This window comes from Aquimarina spinulae (assembly GCF_943373825.1).
Taxonomy (GTDB): domain Bacteria; phylum Bacteroidota; class Bacteroidia; order Flavobacteriales; family Flavobacteriaceae; genus Aquimarina; species Aquimarina spinulae.
The window spans coordinates 2,010,385-2,027,445 of the sequence record NZ_CALSBP010000002.1; the positions used below are offsets into that span (position 1 = coordinate 2,010,385).

Sequence of the window (17,061 nt, forward strand, 5' to 3'; positions counted from 1 at the left end):
AATGGAAAAGTCAGATAACATAGATGTTTTTTTAGCCAAATGGGCCAGCGGTGAATTATCCGAAGAAGAAATCAATGCTTTCAAAAAATCTAAAGATTATACTTTATACGAAACTATTCTCGAAGGAACAAAGTTACTTGAAGTCCCCACAGTAGACAGAGAAAAACTTTTTGATCGTATTCAAGAAGATGTCTCTAAAGAGAAAAAAGTAATCTCTTTGATTCCTGGATGGGCATATGCAATCGCTGCAAGTATTGCACTAATCCTTGGGTATACTCTATTTTTTAATCAAAACATTACACATCAATCCGGATTTGGTGAACGACTAGCAATAACACTTCCTGATGGTTCTGAAGCAATTTTGAATGCTAAATCAAAACTATACTATAAAAAAGGAAGCTGGGAAAATACCGAACGAATCGTATTTTTAGATGGAGAAGCCTTTTTTAAAGTGAAAAAAGGAAATACATTTACCGTAAAATCTGATCATAATTCTGTTTCAGTATTAGGCACGCAATTTAACGTTAATGCTTCTTCTAAATTTTTTGAGGTGATCTGTTATGAAGGTAAAGTAAAAGTAGAAAATGGAATTTCTTCGAAAATTATTACCAAAGGACAAGCAGTAAGAAGTATTGATTCATCATTCGAAGAATGGGAATTAAATGACACCGCTCCTTCATGGACTTCAGGAGAAAGTAGCTTTGTCAATACCCCATTACAGCAGGTGATATCTGCTCTCGAAAAACAATATAAAATTACTATTAAAAGTGAGCGCATTGGTGTCGATCAGCGATACAGTGGTGGGTTTGCCCATGATAATTTACAAAATGCTTTGCATACTATTTTTGATGCAATGGATATTAAGTTTATTTTTATAGACAAGAATACTGTAGAATTGTCTAAAGAATAAATGAAATACCACTTTTTATTGCTTATTTCTCTTTTTTTTCTAACTGCAAATGCTCAAGAAAAAAAGAAGGACATACATTATATTGACCTCTCATTAGACGGTTTTCTAACCGAAATGGAAGGGCTTTTTGATGTGAAATTTTCTTATAATACTTCGTCATTCACAGATATAGTGATCACGATAGATCAAAACGCTATATCATTAAACGAAATTATAGCTATTGTATCCGATCAATACCCAATACATTTTACACAAGTTGATGAGCGATACTACGTTGTTAAACTTAATAAAACAACTCCTTTTTGTGGATATCTTACCGATGAAACCCACACTCCTATTGAGGGAGCTACTATACTTAACGAAGTAAAAAAATCAGGGACCTCATCTGATGATAAAGGCTTTTTTTCTTTAAAAGACAATAGCGTATCAGACACTTTAATTATTTCATACCTTGGATATAAAACCATTGCTATCCCTCTTAAAAAAGTAATCAACAAGAAATGTGACACCTATATTCTATCTCCCGAAGATTTTGTGTTAAACGAAGTTATAATAAAGGAATATCTAACCTCTGGAATAGTAAAAACCAGAGATGGTTCGGTTAAAATTCAACCTAATAATTTAAATATAATTTCGGGATTATCTGAGCCCGATATTCTGCAAAATATTCAACTGTTGCCTGGGATAGAAAGTCCGCTAGAAACCGCTTCAGGAATTTATATAAGAGGTGGTACTCCCGATCAAAACCTAATTCTATGGGACGGTATTAAAATGTATAATTCTGATCACTTTTTTGGACTTATTTCTGCTTTCAACCCATACATCACCAAAGATATTACTATATACAAAAGTGGAACCCAGCCTATTTATGGAGATCGTGTCTCGGGAGTTATTGATATCAAAACAGATCAAACTGTACCCGATAAAACACACGGAGGTATAGGAATTAATATGACTCATGCCGATGGATATTTAAAACTTCCTATTTCTAAAAAAATCGGGGTTTTACTATCGGCCAGAAGATCTATTACCGATGTTATTGATACTCCAACAATTAACACCTACTCTAACCGGGCTTTTCAGAACACAAGTATTACTGATAACAGGTCTATTTTTGATCCCGAATCTTCAGAAAGTAAAGAGCTATTTTATTTTACCGATGTAACCTTAAAATTAATTGCCAATCTTTCTAAAAAACACGATATCTCTATTTCTAATTTGTTTACTCAAAACAAACTTGATTATTCTTTTAAGGATTCTCAATTTGCAGATATGTCACAGGATAAACTTGCTATTAAAAATTTTGGAACAAACATTTCCTGGGATAGCAAGTGGGGTTCGCGATTCTCTACAAAAACACAATTTTCATATTCTGAATATCTACTCGAGTACCAGGGAAGGAACCTCTTTATTAATCAAGATCTAACTATAGAAAAAGAAAATGCCATCGAAGAATATGGACTATTATTTCATTCTGACTGGACTATTAATCCTCATTTCACTTTTTCTAATGGATATCAATTCTACTATAACCGAACAGCATTTTATCTAAGAGAAAATGATGCTGAAGTCGGAAATTATCAAGAGAATCCTACTCATAGTTTTTATTCTCAATTACAATATAGTGCTCCCCAAACTTGGCTGGTTAGCTTTGGCCTAAGAGGAAATTATTACGCCGCATTACAATCTGCTTTTATCGAGCCCAGATTCTATGTAGAACGAAAAATAGGAAAGCATTTTAGGGTTAAAGGATCTGCAGAAGTCAAAAATCAATCCATTAGTCAAGTGATTGAGTTTGCCACTTTTAATTTTGGCCTCGAAAATCAGTTATGGGTTGCAGCACAAGAAGATGATATCCCATTGTTGAGAAGTCAGCAATACACGCTGGGCACTCTTTTTCATAAAAAAAACTGGAATATCGAAATAGATACCTATTACAAAAAGATAAAAGGACTTACTTCGCTAACCAGAGGGTTTGAGTCTACTTCGGGTGACCTGTCTGAAGGAGAAAGTATCTCTACGGGAATAGATTTATTAATTAAAAAGAAAGCGGGTAAGTACTCTACCTGGCTTGGGTATTCATTTTCTGATACCGAGTTCACATTTAATACGCTTAATCAAGGTAAAGCTTTTAAAGGAAATAATAATATCACGCATTCTGTTTCGTGGTCTCATGCTTATCAGTGGAAGAAATTTCAGTTTTCGTTGGGGTGGAAATATCGTACCGGTACTCCATATACTCCTTCATTAGGGCTTACAATAGTAGATGATCTGCCCATTGTTCAATACGGTGCTATAAACTCTAAGTCGCTACCCGATTATCATAGACTGGATTTTTCTGTAGTATATGATTTTAACTGGTCATCAAAAAACGATAGAATAAAAAGCCGCCTGGGCTTCTCTTTATTAAATCTATATGGAAGGAAAAATATCTTAGATCGAAGTTATCCGCTCTATCAATTAACAGATAGTGAAAATAATATTTCTTATGAATTAAGAGAAGTCAATAAATCTTCTTTAAATATCACTCCTAATGTTACGTTTAGACTAAGTTTTTAAATGAAATGGTTTACTATCGCATCAATGAGAAATTAGCGGTAAACTCTTTTAATACACCGTTTTCTTTATACACTACTTTGAACCAATAATCTGCTGAAAATAATCGCTTCCCGTTATAGGTGCCATCCCATCCTGCACCTCCAGGTTGCAATACCTTTATTAATTTCCCAAATCGGTTAAAAATATATAGATTTTCAATTTCTATGGCCCCACAGCCACTGGTATTAAGATTCCAGGTATCATGAATCCCATCTCCATTAGGCGTAAAATATTTGGGATATCCCATAATACAGATTTCAATTGTATCACAACCACAGCCATCAATACTACATACTGTTATTTGATGAGCTCCAGGGGTTAAATCTTCAAAAACATTACTATCCTGAAAAATACCTCGATCCAGGCTATATTCATATGTACCTTCACTTTCTACTTCTACCGTCACGCTGTTATTTTCTGAAAATGCCTGCACACTTTGTGCACTAATAACCGGAGGTGTTCCTTCCAAAATCGTAATCATAAAACTAGATTCATTATTACACTCTGGTATACCAGCATAGATATAGATCATTTGCGAACTGTAAATCTCGGTACCGGCATCTAATTGTGTACCTGTTGCGTTACTGCCGGTATAATACGTTCCATTGAGAATGACCGGCAATTCATATGCTCTACAGATTTCAATATCATCTAAGGTGGTTATTTCTGGGGTATTAGTTATGCTAACATTTTGTGATGCACTGCCTGTACAAATATCGGTAACTGTTACAGTATAGCTACCTGATTTGGTAGTTGTAAGCGTATTTGAGGTTTCGTTGGGAATAACATTACCATCTAACTCCCAAACATAAGTAGCAGCAGTACTAAACGTTCCTACAGCAGCAAGCGTAGCTTCACCTGAACATGTTTGTTGAGTTACTGTCATATCTACTACTAAGGCATTGGTAATCGTAACTGTTTTGGTAACACTACCTGCACAACCGTCAGTAACCGTGAGCGTATAATCACCTGATACAGTAGCTGTAAGCGTATTTGAGGTTTCGTTGGGAATAACATTACCATCTAACTGCCAAGCATAAGTAGCTGCAGTACTAAATGTTCCTACAGCGGTAAGCGTAGCTTCACCAGAACAGGCTTGTTGAGTTACTGTCATATCTACTACTAAGGCACTGGTAATAGTAACCGTTTTGGTAACACTGCCGGTACAACCATCAGTAACCGTGAGCGTATAGTCACCAGATACAGTAGCTGTAAGCGTATTTGAAGTTTCAGTTAATGGATTACCATCTAACTGCCAAGCATAAGTAGCTGCAGTACTAAATGTTCCTACAGCTGCAAGCATAGCTTCACCAGAACAAGACTGTTGAGTTACTGTCATATCTACTACTAAGGCATTGGTAATTGTAACTTTTTTGGTAACACTGCCAGAACAACCGTCAGTAACCGTGAGCGTATAATCTCCTGATACAGTAGCTGTAAGAGTATTTGAAGTTTCGTTGGGAATAACATTACCATCTAACTGCCAAGCATAGGTAGCTGCAGTACTAAATGTTCCTACAGCAGCAAGCGTAGCTTCACCAGAACAGGACTGTTGAGTTACTGTCATATCTACTACTAAGGCACTGGTAATTGTAACTGTTTTGGTAACACTGCCGGTACAACCATCAGTAACCGTGAGCGTATAGTCACCAGATACAGTAGCTGTAAGCGTATTTGAAGTTTCAGTTAATGGATTACCATCTAACTGCCAAGCATAAGTAGCTGCAGTACTAAATGTTCCTACAGCAGCAAGCGTAGCTTCACCAGAACAGGACTGTTGAGTTACTGTCATATCTACTACTAAGGCACTGGTAATTGTAACTGTTTTGGTAACACTACCAGCACATCCATCGGTAACCGTGAGCGTATAGTCACCAGATACAGTAGCTGTAAGCGTATTTGAAGTTTCAGTTAATGGATTACCATCTAACTGCCAAGCATAAGTAGCTGCAGTACTAAATGTTCCTACAGCAGCAAGCGTAGCTTCACCAGAACAGGACTGTTGAGTTACTGTCATATCTACTACTAAGGCACTGGTAATTGTAACTGTTTTGGTAACACTACCAGCACATCCATCGGTAACTATTAAGGTATAATCGCCTGATGCAGTAGCTGTAAGCGTATTTGAGGTTTCGTTAGGAATAACATTACCATCTAACTCCCAGGCATAAGTAGCTGCAGTACTAAATGTTCCTACTGCCGTAAGCGTAGCTTCACCGGAACAGGACTGTTGAGTTATTGACATATCTACTGCTAAAGCAGTAATCTTAACTGTAAAATTACTACCATTCGAACCCGAACAACCATTACCATCAACGATACGCACATAAATTGTATCATCACTGGTTACTGTATAGGAGGTAGGGTTTGTTATAGGGTTTACTCCATTATCAGCATTTGTTTCTGTGGTATAATAACTTACAGTAAGTCCCGTTTGGCCATTAGTTGCCAGAGCATCATTAACTGTAAGATCAAATTCTGCTTGACCATTTTGATCTGCACAAGCTTCCAGATCTTTTACAGGACCTACCTGTAGTCCCCCGCTTAAATTCACTTCGATCTCATCTTCTCCCGGGCATTTTGCTCCGGTAACAATAACGGTATAGGTACCTGATTGGGTTGCCGTAAGTGTTTTTGTATTTTCATTAGGAATAGGTATTCCATCTAATTGCCATTCAAATTGCATTGAAGAATCAAAAACTCCCTGAGCAGTAAGTGTTGTTTGTTGTGCGCATGTATTGATATCTGGTCCAAGATCTACTTTAAAATCTCCAAAAATACTGTTTTGTATAAATACTCCTCCATCAAATTGATGATCTCCTCTATCCGCAATTACTAATTTTAAAGTATACGTTTCTCCCGGAGTTACTTTGGATGTAGCTGTTAATAGTGTTGTACGACCGTCAAACTCTATAGGAGAATTAGTTCTTTTTTCTATAGAGTTCCAATGGCTTACATAAAATTCTGGAAAAGAATTAGGATCAATACAATTTGCACTAGGGTTATCATAAATAGTTTTGGCACTTACTGGTAGGTTTGTACCAGGAATTAATGCTATATTTTTGCCTTCATGTGCAAAAAGAGTGTTATCTTTTTTCCTGTCGGGAGTAATTCCAGGGCCTTTAATAATAAATGCAAAACCATCCTGATAGTCTAAGTTACCTGAATTTTCAAAACACGAGTCGTCTTCATATTCATCTGATGCAAATACATAATCAAAAGATATTTTGTCTACTGCAGGAATAAATGTAAATGTAATACTGGTCGCATTAAAGGTTGCAAAAGAATTCTCTAATCTATCATCCAAAATCTCTTTCAAGTCTGAATCTCCAGTCCAGCTTGCATCTCCAAATGAAAAATTGCCTCTTTCATTGGGCCCTTCTACCTCTGATGCAGATCCTGAAGTGAGTACAATTCCTTTTTTTAAAGGAAAAGAGTGTTCTACATTTTCATCGGTTGTTCCTCCATATGTAAAATAGCCATAACTATTTCCGTGATTGGGCGTAGATCCTGATACCACTTTAATATCTGTTACCCCTCCTGCACAACCTCCTATTAGTATATCCTCTGCAAGTTCTTCTAATGACAAATTCGAATTTGGATCTCCCATAGGATGTACATCAATAGGTACTAAAACCGGATTAGTAGTTAATGTTGTAAAAATAGCCGAAAGGCTATAGGCAGACTGATCCCCCCCACATATACTACTCACCCTTACCAGATAGGTAGTGCTTAATGTTAGCCCGGTAAGCATAACCGGTGTTGTAGTGGTTGGCAGATCAATCCAATTGGTAGCATTTTGTTCTTTATACTGTACATTATAAGTCGCATTGGGTACCGCAGTCCACGATACAAGTGCAGTTGTCGTAGTAATACTTCCTAAGGGAACTGATACTCCTGTAGGGACAGTCGCATTACATACCGGGGCATCTGTAGTAAACGTTTCAGAAGATGTATATCCCGAAGTACTAGTATCAGGACATTTGCTTTGTATCTGTACTTCGTATTCTGTTGCAGGATCTAATCCAGTAAGCGAATACGGAGGAGAGGTTACTGATACTTCTGTCCAGTTAGTATCTCCTGTTTTTCGATACCGTAAATCATAAGTTGCATCGGTAACCAGATTCCAGGATATTTCTGCCGTAGTATCGGTAATTGTAGCTACTGTTAATCCTGTGGGAACGGTTGCCATGCAATTATTCTGTCCTGTAATCGTAAAATCAGCATTAGAAATATCATAAAAAATATTACCTGATCCGCGAATCATAATCCTGTTGGTCGTTCCGGGAAGATTCGGCACGGTAATACTTGCCGTTCCTGTATTGGGTACTGTAGCAATGGTATTGGTATAGGTATATCCTCCATCGGTAGACAATAGGATGATTACATCGGTTGTGTTGATCCCGTTAGCTGTAGTACCTGCAACATCCCAGGTTACTGTTTGTGTACTATTTGCAGCCCAGGTTACGGCAGTATTAGGAGCCGTTACCAGAAAAGGCCCTGTATTAGCTACTGTGACCACCATGTCATCACTATTGTTCTGACCACCTGCAGCATTATTGTCCCTTACTGTAAGCCTAAAATTCATGGTTCGGGCGACTGTGGGGATTACTCCCCATGTGGGTGCCAGGTTCCCAGCAATCACTGCCGGTAGACTGGGCATATATCGATCAGGAGCTGTACTCGGTGGTATTGACCTAAACATCGGTCCCTGAGTAGCAGTGGGTAAAATCGGCACAGCCCCCTGCTCATTATCCATCTGCTCCCAGGCATAGGTAAGGGCATCGCCATCAGGATCAGTACTATCTCCTTCGAGGATAAAAGCAGTCCCATAGGGTATCGTATGATCACTACCTGCACTGGCAGTAGGTGCTGTATTACTGATATTAGTTAATATTCCGCAACTAGTAGAGGAAATATAATCATATATATTATGAAGACTAATCGCATGAAAGTAATCATCACTATTATTTTGTACATTTTGAGGAGAACAAATCCCGGCATATGCCATAATGGTTGTACCACTTCCAGGCTCAAAAGCAGTAGCTGCATTTTGGTTTCCACCACCACAAGCTCCTGTTGTTCCATTAAACGTATGAGGAGCTCCGAACTGGTGTCCCAACTCGTGAGCTACATAATCAACATTAAAGGCATCACCTATTGGGTTTTGACTACCTGTTACTCCTGCTGCTTTTCTAGAACCACATACAACCCCCAAACCAGCAACACCACCACCACCTGTACTAAACACATGTCCAATATCATAATTTTCACTTCCGATATTGGTATTACATATTGATGGATTTTGGTTAATCAAACTGGGGTCATTAGAAGTAAATCCATCTCCGGGAGTTAAAAATATAATTTTTTCATTATCAGGAATAATCTCCATAGTAATTGCAAGTTCTCTTTCAAAGATTCCGTTCACCCGTGTCATGGTAGTATTCATTGCCCCAAGAACAATTCCTTTTTTTACAACATCGGTAGCTCCGCCTTGTCCGGCAGCATTCACATGATATTGTGCATACTCTCCATTACAGGCAAGTGCCAAGCGGTATTTTCTATGTATTCCATCATTGGCATTTCTTTGTCCATAGAGATTTCTCTTTGTAGCCGTTTTGGATTGTACGGTTTCTTCTACTTCACAACTAAACTGCGATAAATTTGCCGGCAGATCTCTTTTAGAAAACGCCATGTAGTACTGTTTGTCTTTGTTATAAGGATCAATATATATAGTGCCTTGCGGCATACCCAGAATCATCCCATGAAATCCTAATGAGGTCACACTAAGTGCAATGGTAACAGAAGCGTCCTCGAGAGCAACTCCCATGTAGGATTTGATATCAGGATATTTTACTGCCAAATCAGGATGTAGTATCGAGGCTTCCTGTATTTTAAATTTGATAAGCTGACCATTCTGATCAGGAAATTCGACAATCAATCCTGCTGCTCTAGAAGCAGTATTTCTGTCTGGAGCTTTTTGCAGATGAGTAGTAAAAGATTTTAGATCAAGATTCAGCAGGGTATAATGATCTGGATCAACATTGTTGTTTGTTTTGGAAATATTTCTGAACTGAGGAAACGATACAATATCCCAGTATTTGGATTGTGAAAAAGCAGATACAGAAAAAGCAAAGACTAATATTGGAAATAGAGTGTTCCTTATCATCATAATTACTGTAAAAATTTATATCAAATTATATAGGTAGGTTTCGAAGAGTAATAAACTTATGGGTTAGAATTAAGGTTAGAGTAAGCAGATAATTTTGTGAGCGCAAACATAGCTCAACCACAGAAATCACAAAGTAAAAATGAAGTTTTGTGACGAATACCCAAGAAATAGGGGCGAATTTTTAATTACTTAATAACATGATTTTTATGCTTTTGCATCAAAAAACAGTTTACATATATGTAAATCACATATTAATCTCAATTTAGAAGTAGTATAAACTTGCTTCATAAAAAAAACCGGTAAAATTTGATTTTACCGGTTTCATCTAAATAGTTAATTCAATATACACATTATATAATTGAATTGGGGTTATGTGTATTACTCAAAAGAGGTTTCTCCTTTGTTAGGATTATACACATAATTAAATGTATAATATTGTGACTTTTTAGAAGTATCTTCATCCTGATAATAACTCAGTATTTCTACTTTTGCATAGTTACCGTTACGGGTTTTAAAAACAAGTATTTTTCCAGGGATTGGAGAGATCAAATGAGTTGGAGGTCCTGCATAATTATACCAACCATTATCACTTCCTGTAGGGATCGCAAATGCAGCATCTGCATCTTGACTAAAAGTTACATCTTTTGCACTGGTTACCCCTGCAAATGTCCCGGTAACTATTGCTGCTCCTACATTACCATTACGTGAGGGTTCTTCTGCAACACCAGTAACTGTTCCTCCATTAATTGCTATGGTAGTACCTCTAAATGCAACATCCCAATCGGTATCACTGGTAGTTATTTTTCCTGTTTCAAAATCAAATTTGGTAAATGCTCCTCCTATAGGGTTTCCAGTTCCCTGACCGCCTGTTTGTATAGCCTCAAGGTTAGAAATTTTCTCAGATTTAACAGGTACAGGAGTAGGTGCATCATCATCGCTGCTACACGAAATAAGTACTGTACTAAGTACTAAAAATAATATTGATAATTTTTTCATTGTCATGACATTTAAAATATTAAAATTGATAGTTAAGTTTTGCATATAATTGTATCCCTGGTAAAGTGGGAATGTTATCTTCGGTATAATCAAAAAGATTGTTTGCACCTATTTGTAGTGTAAAATTTTCGTAAAAAGTCTTACTGGCTGCAATATTTGCTGTCACAAATCCATCGACAAAGCTGGTGTCATAATCATCTATAAGGTCATTACCGTTAGTGTCAAACAAGGCGTATTTACTTCTATATAACAGCCTTAGATTTATATTCGCTTTCGCGGAAACGATATCATAAAAAACTTTAAAGTTCGCATTATGCCTCGAGCGATTCACAAGTCCAAAATATTCTGATCTTGAGACTACAACTGTTTGGTTAGTTTCGGGATCACGAGCAAATACTTCGCCATTTTTTACTTGTTTTTCTTTTTCTTTATCAAAAGCGTAGAGTAGTTGGTAACCGGCGCTCAATCTTACATTATCGATTATTCTATAGTTGGTATTAAACTCTATACCTGTCGTGTATATTTCATCAAAATTGAAATAGCTAAACACATTTTGCCCATTAGTTTTACGAGCGATAACACGAGTATCGATTAGATTTTTAATATCGTTTCTAAAGAAATTGAGTTCTGCATTCCATCGCTTTTCATTATAAGTTAATCCTGCATTATATCCTATAGAGTTCTCTGCTTCGAGGGGATCTTGTAATGATGATTCGGGAACAACCACATCAAGAATTTGACCCTGAGCTTGTAGTTCATTTAATTTTTCTAAAGCCACATTATATCCTAGTACGGTATACCCCACCGCAGAGTTTGTAAAATCAAAATAAAGCTGTCTAAAATCCGGAGCTTTAAAACCATATCCTATAGAAGCTTTGGCAGCCAATGCATCTGTGATTTTATACCGCAATGCAAGCTTAGGACTAAACTGGTTATTATATTCTGAATGATTATCAAAACGTGCTCCCGCAATGACGTTTAATCGCTCAATAAAGTTTACATCATATTGAGCATACACATACTGAGAGTTAAAATCTACTTGTGTATCAAAAAAAGTACGATCTAACTCATCGTATTGAAAACCTACCCCAAGAGTAAGCTTGCTTCTATCTTTAAATACGTAGGTAGTTCGTATTTCTGGCCGCAATAAACGCTGATCAAAATCACTATTGCTTACTATATCTCCAGAACCAGAGTCTACCAGTTCTTCTTTGGCATTGTAATTCGTATAATAAAACTCGTATTGAGTAGTTAGATCATCACTCCATTTGTGATCGAGACGTATGTGACTGTTCCATTCTTGTTCCTCGCTATCTCCTTCAAAACTCGTAGTATTAGCTGTGAATCCTGCATCCTGGTATTGCGTATATAAACGACCCGACAGAAATAACGAAAACTGATCAGAAAAATCATAATATAACCTGCCATTAAATGTATAATTCTCGAATGGATTTACAGTTTGCCCTGCAGTATCAGGAGTGAGATCATAGCCTTCGCTAGAAAATCGGTTTGCAAAAATACTATAACCAAGTTTCTTAATACGTTGCTTAATATTTACATTAATATCCTGCTGGGTATAACTGCCTATTCGATAAGAAGCATTTCCCGATAGCACATCACTTTTTGGTTTCTCGGTAATGATATTAATTACGCCTCCCAAAGCTTCAGAACCATAAAGGCTACTAGATGGCCCCTTAACGACTTCTACTTGTTTTATATTACCAACGGTTAACCGATTTACATCAAAGTTTCCTGCTTTTCTACCAACCAGAGGAACACCATCTATAAGAATTAAAATATAGTCTGAAGCAATCCCTTGTATTTGCACCCCTTCAAAACCGCTTTCATCGGCAACAGTTATAATCCCTGTTTGCTCATTTAGAATTTCATTAAGTCTAATGGTACCTGATTGCTTAATTGTTTCCTGAGAAACAATAGTAACGGGTAAAGGCAGAGAAGAAAGCTGTCTTTCTGTTCGGGTAGCGGTAAGAACTACTTCTTGTAGCTCATTAACCAAAGTAGTATCTATAGTTTTTTCCTGCGAATATCCACTTACAATAACAAAACCTGCTAAAATGCAGATTATCAGATTCTCAAATCTCATTTTTATTTAGAATGTTTCTTAATAGAGTGCAAATATATATTTATTTTTATTTATTCTAAATAAACTTAACTATTTTTGTCATTAATTTACAGAAATAACCTACACGCTATGAAAACAACATTTTGTACATTTTTAGAAATATCACTATGATTTGTAGCAACTACTTAAGTAGAAAAAACAATTGAGATGTGATGCCATTAAAGAGAGGTGTGGTTGTTACAAAGTTGTATGTAGAGATACCGAAACATTTGCTACCGTGATCGATTAAGAAAAAACCAGGTTATTCAGACGGCCTTTTTTGTTACTAGTATATGTAACAAAATATATGATTACCCGATTACCCCACTTTCGGACCTCACAGAGATGCTGAAACAAGTTCAAATAGGCTCGTGAGGTCTGATAAAAAGACCATTATCAATACAACTCAATCTTTAGTTTATGCTAACAAAGAATCCTTAAAAATAGATCCTAAACAAATTTCAACAAGCCATTTATATACTTACCTCTATACCGTAACTTCTTACAACCAACAGTATAAAACACGCAATATAAATCACTGAATTATAGATTTTTATACTAGTATTATGGGATTTAATATGGAAATAGCACAAAAAATATTTAAAAAAAAGGAGAAATATCTTACGGGAAACCGTAATTATTTGAAAGCTTCTTACTATATTGTGCTTTAGGAAAATAGAACTACTAAAAAAGATAAAATAGTTCGTTTTATATTTTTAGACACAAATTATCGATTAGAAATTATATATAAGGATTTAGGGTTAAATCATTCAGAAATCATATCCTTTTTTGAGCTATTTACTCTAAAAATATCCTTATAATGGTTGGTTTACATTAAATCAATCGTTATTCAGACCCTGCTTTTGTTGGCTCGCCAAAGTTTTACAATTGCGGGGTTGTTTCTGTTTTATAACTACCTATTTAGTAGCTTTTTACGATTGATCAATAACTATAATTGCTGCTCTTTTTAAGCCAACAATCTCAGTTATTTTAAGTATTACCTCAAATTTAAAGCTAATAAACGACAATTCCTTGTGGATTTCCGTAATAAAAGCGTTAAACTAATGTGAATCTGGCATTTAAAAAATTTAAATATCTGATTTTGAGATTTTTACACTTACAACATCTCATCGTATTATCTGGTAGGTATTATTTTCCAATTCGTTAAAGTACTTCAGCATAGTCCTTAATCTCCAAGAATTCAGGATACCAAAGGGTATTAGTGTTCTTAATATAAGTTGTCTGTCATCCTGGACTTGATTCGGAATCTACTTTGGAGTAACGTTTTCGCTATGGATCCCAGCCTATAGTTTATCCTGAGCCATGCCGAAGGGCTGGGATGACAAAAAGTATTGAAATGAAGACTTTACCCTTCGACAAACCTGTCCTGAGTTTATCGAAGGGCTTAGGGTGACAAAGAATGTTGAATATCGAATACTGAATAACGAACTGTCGAATGAAAAATGTAAAACTCTAAATATAAAAGTAACCTCTATAACCTGAATGCTTTAAATTCTAAATATTAAATGCAAAAATTGAAAGAAGAGTACATCTAGCATTCGACTTCTGGCTTCTGGCTTCTACAAAAGCCCTAAATCTTTGGTCATTGCTACCAGGTGAATGGCATTTTTTGCTTTAAAATTATATTTCAATTTATTAAGTCGCTTCTCTATAGAGCTGGTACTATTTGGAGAAATTTGATTTTTCTTAAAATGATTCCCTATCTCTTCCTGGGTGAGGCCATCAGACAAATGCTTTAATAATAAAATGTCATAATCCTGGAGTTCGAAAACATTATTCTTACTCATTGCACTTTCTAACTGTGGGGATACGTATCGAATGTTGTTAAACACATCGGTAACCGATTTTACCAATTCGTTTAGTCCATAGCGTCCTTTGCATACATAGCCATCTATGCTCTGTTCTGCAAAAAACGATTTAATTTTACCGGGTCTATCTTCCATAGAATATATAATAACTTTAACATTAGGTTGGATCTCTCGTATGGCTTCTACAAGTTCAATCCCCGAAGCCAATTTTCGTTCTCTGTGACTCTCTTTAAACGAAAGATCTGTGATCAACAGATCAAATGGGGTATGATCACTAATTGCTCTTCTAAATTTTAGCAGAGCATCATCACAATATTGTGCTTGCTGTATTTCATCAATCCCAGTTCTTTCTCGAAGAATATGCGCGATACCATGGCTAATACTACCAAGATCTTCTGTGACTAAAACTTTCTTAAACATAAGCTCTATATTATAATTAATTCGGAAAATTTATCTTCGCTTTAAAGCCTTTTCCTTTTGCTGAATCAAAGATAAATGATCCCCCGATCGTTTTTATACGGTTTTCCGTATTTTGGAGTCCGTTACTATATATTATTTCTTCTGCGGCTACGCCAACACCGGTGTCAGCATACGTGATTACTACACCTTTGGGTGTTTTCTTAAATGTGATCGCCACCAGTTCGGCATGACTATGTTTTTTCATATTTACCATTAATTCTTGTAAAGTACGGTGTACAATAATCTTTTTTTCTGGGTTTATCGCCTGCCAGTTGATCTCATCTATGTCTTTAATAATAATCTTGGTACCATTGGTACTATAACTACTTAACATACCATTAAGTTCGGTAGCATATTCCTCTCCTGTTTTAAAACTATTATGCTCCCTAGAGATATCCCGGGTGGTATTGTATATTTCTTCTAATTTATCTAATACCCCAGGGTCATTCTGATCATTCTGCATCTGCATCATCACCTGGTATACATCATTGGCCAACTCATCATGTAGTTTTTTAGAGATTCGCGCTTCTGCATTATATACCTCTCGTATTTTTTCTCGCCGTAGTCGTTGTCTATATAAATAGAACACTACTCCCCCTATTAAAAAAACAAATAGCGTACTAAACAAATAAATCACCTGTTGCCGTTCTTTCCTGGCGGTCTCTGCTTTTAGGATCAGGTTCTCGTTGGTGAGTTTATCGTTTTCATATCGGGTTACCGCATAGATCTCCCGGTTGCTTTGGTTTACTTCTTGTATTTTTTTATGAATTCGGTCATACTCCTTTGCTTCTTCATTTGTTTTTTCTTTTAGTTTAAAAATATACCCTAAAGCTTCAAGAAGCAATTCGAGGCTATGTTGTTGTTTTGCATTATAATAAGCCGCTTCAGCATACTTCAACGCTTTGGTTTTATCTTTCTCAAAATAATATTTACTCAAATGTATATTACTCGTAACCAACCCTATAACATCATTGCTTTCTGTTCTTATTTTTAATGCTGTAAGTAATAATGTTTCAGAATTCTTATTTTCTTTATCCTCTAACCATTGTATATATGCAAGATTACTCAAAACCCTAGCGTATTCTCTTTTATCTTGTTGTACTATAGGATCGGAAACCAATATATTCAACATTGCTATTGCTTCTTCATAGTAGCCCTGGTTTGCTAATATTAGAGCTTTTGTATTTTTAAAAATCAAAATATTTTTGGTCCCTATAGTTTTTATCGATATACTGTCTTTACCCAGATTTAGTGCTTTCTCATTATATTTAAAAGCTTCCTTATAGTTTTTTTGCTTCCTATTTGCTACAGAAATAATATGGTATAAACCGGCAAGGTTTTTTAAGTCAGAAGTGCCTTCTAAATATATTACACCATCGATCGCTGTAGTTTTACTCCCTGAAAAATCTCCTAAAGAGGTTTGAATGTTGGCCATTTGAAGTAAGTATCTACCGATCTTAACCTTATCATTGATAATCCTCGAGATCTTAAATCCCTCATTATAATATTTAAAAGATTCGGCTAAATCATTATTTTTCTTGTTATATAGACCTAGTTTGGTTAACGCATTTGTAATAAAAAAGGTATCTCTATTTTGTCTCGCCAAGTCATATAATTGATGAGAATATACAATAGCACTATCATATTGTTTAGCTTTACTAAGCAACCATGTTTTTTGTCTTAATCCTTTATATATCAATGAATCTTTTTCTGATAAAAAAGCACTTTCTAAGAATGAACTGACATGATACAGGCGTTTGTCTATAGATAATGAATCTACATTACTTAATGTATAGTTTTGGGTCATATTATCTAACTGCCTTTGAGGCAAAGAATTTTGTGCATTTAATTGACTAAAGGCAAATACAATAACACCGAATATAAGCCCCTTCACTATTCTAAAAGAGAGGAAATTGACGCGCCAAAGTTTCATTCCTCTAAGATACTAAATTAAATTCGGTGCATGCAGTAAATT

Annotated in this window: 7 protein-coding genes; 2 read left to right on the plus strand and 5 right to left on the minus strand. The window is 35.8% G+C overall.

The window, feature by feature from the left end; translation table 11 throughout:
- Position 1 precedes the first annotated feature (1 nt).
- Both NNH57_RS14460 and NNH57_RS14465 read left to right on the plus strand, forming a co-directional pair.
- Positions 2-910, plus strand: a complete 909-nt coding sequence (locus NNH57_RS14460; RefSeq protein WP_074407128.1) for a FecR family protein — start codon at positions 2-4, stop codon at positions 908-910.
- Positions 911-3,469, plus strand: a complete 2,559-nt coding sequence (locus NNH57_RS14465) for a TonB-dependent receptor (RefSeq protein ID WP_108809141.1) — start codon at positions 911-913, stop codon at positions 3,467-3,469.
- A gap of 13 nt (positions 3,470-3,482) precedes the next feature.
- On the opposite strand, the gene NNH57_RS14470 is transcribed toward NNH57_RS14465, so the two are convergent.
- The 5 genes from NNH57_RS14470 to NNH57_RS14490 all read right to left on the minus strand — a co-directional run bounded on the left by NNH57_RS14470 (position 3,483) and on the right by NNH57_RS14490 (position 17,019).
- The gene (locus NNH57_RS14470) at positions 3,483-9,680 is read right to left on the minus strand and encodes a choice-of-anchor L domain-containing protein (RefSeq protein WP_108809142.1); all 6,198 of its coding nucleotides are present in this window, start codon (positions 9,678-9,680) and stop codon (positions 3,483-3,485) included.
- 378 nt (positions 9,681-10,058) lie between these two features.
- Entirely contained in the window at positions 10,059-10,676 is a 618-nt protein-coding gene (locus NNH57_RS14475) for an HmuY family protein (protein WP_074407668.1), read from the minus strand.
- A gap of 19 nt (positions 10,677-10,695) precedes the next feature.
- A complete protein-coding gene (locus NNH57_RS14480; RefSeq protein ID WP_108809143.1) occupies positions 10,696-12,780 on the minus strand; it encodes a TonB-dependent receptor plug domain-containing protein in 2,085 nt (694 codons plus the stop codon).
- A 1,598-nt stretch (positions 12,781-14,378) separates the two neighbouring features.
- Positions 14,379-15,047: a response regulator gene (locus tag NNH57_RS14485; protein ID WP_074407124.1), complete on the minus strand. Its 669-nt coding sequence runs from the start codon at positions 15,045-15,047 to the stop codon at positions 14,379-14,381.
- 16 nt (positions 15,048-15,063) lie between these two features.
- On the minus strand, positions 15,064-17,019 hold the full coding sequence (locus NNH57_RS14490) for a tetratricopeptide repeat-containing sensor histidine kinase (protein ID WP_132066001.1): 1,956 nt from the start codon (positions 17,017-17,019) through the stop codon (positions 15,064-15,066).
- Between the last annotated feature and the right edge of the window lie 42 nt (positions 17,020-17,061).

What these genes read in the sequence shown, in the direction of transcription:
- NNH57_RS14480 (WP_108809143.1), bottom strand. Translation starts at nt 12,780, where the DNA reads ATGAGATTTGAGAATCTGATAATCTGCATTTTAGCAGGTTTTGTTATT.
- NNH57_RS14490 (WP_132066001.1), bottom strand. Translation starts at nt 17,019, where the DNA reads ATGAAACTTTGGCGCGTCAATTTCCTCTCTTTTAGAATAGTGAAGGGG.
- NNH57_RS14475 (WP_074407668.1), bottom strand. Translation starts at nt 10,676, where the DNA reads ATGAAAAAATTATCAATATTATTTTTAGTACTTAGTACAGTACTTATT.
- NNH57_RS14460 (WP_074407128.1), top strand. Translation starts at nt 2, where the DNA reads ATGGAAAAGTCAGATAACATAGATGTTTTTTTAGCCAAATGGGCCAGC.
- NNH57_RS14465 (WP_108809141.1), top strand. Translation starts at nt 911, where the DNA reads ATGAAATACCACTTTTTATTGCTTATTTCTCTTTTTTTTCTAACTGCA.
- NNH57_RS14470 (WP_108809142.1), bottom strand. Translation starts at nt 9,680, where the DNA reads ATGATGATAAGGAACACTCTATTTCCAATATTAGTCTTTGCTTTTTCT.
- NNH57_RS14485 (WP_074407124.1), bottom strand. Translation starts at nt 15,047, where the DNA reads ATGTTTAAGAAAGTTTTAGTCACAGAAGATCTTGGTAGTATTAGCCAT.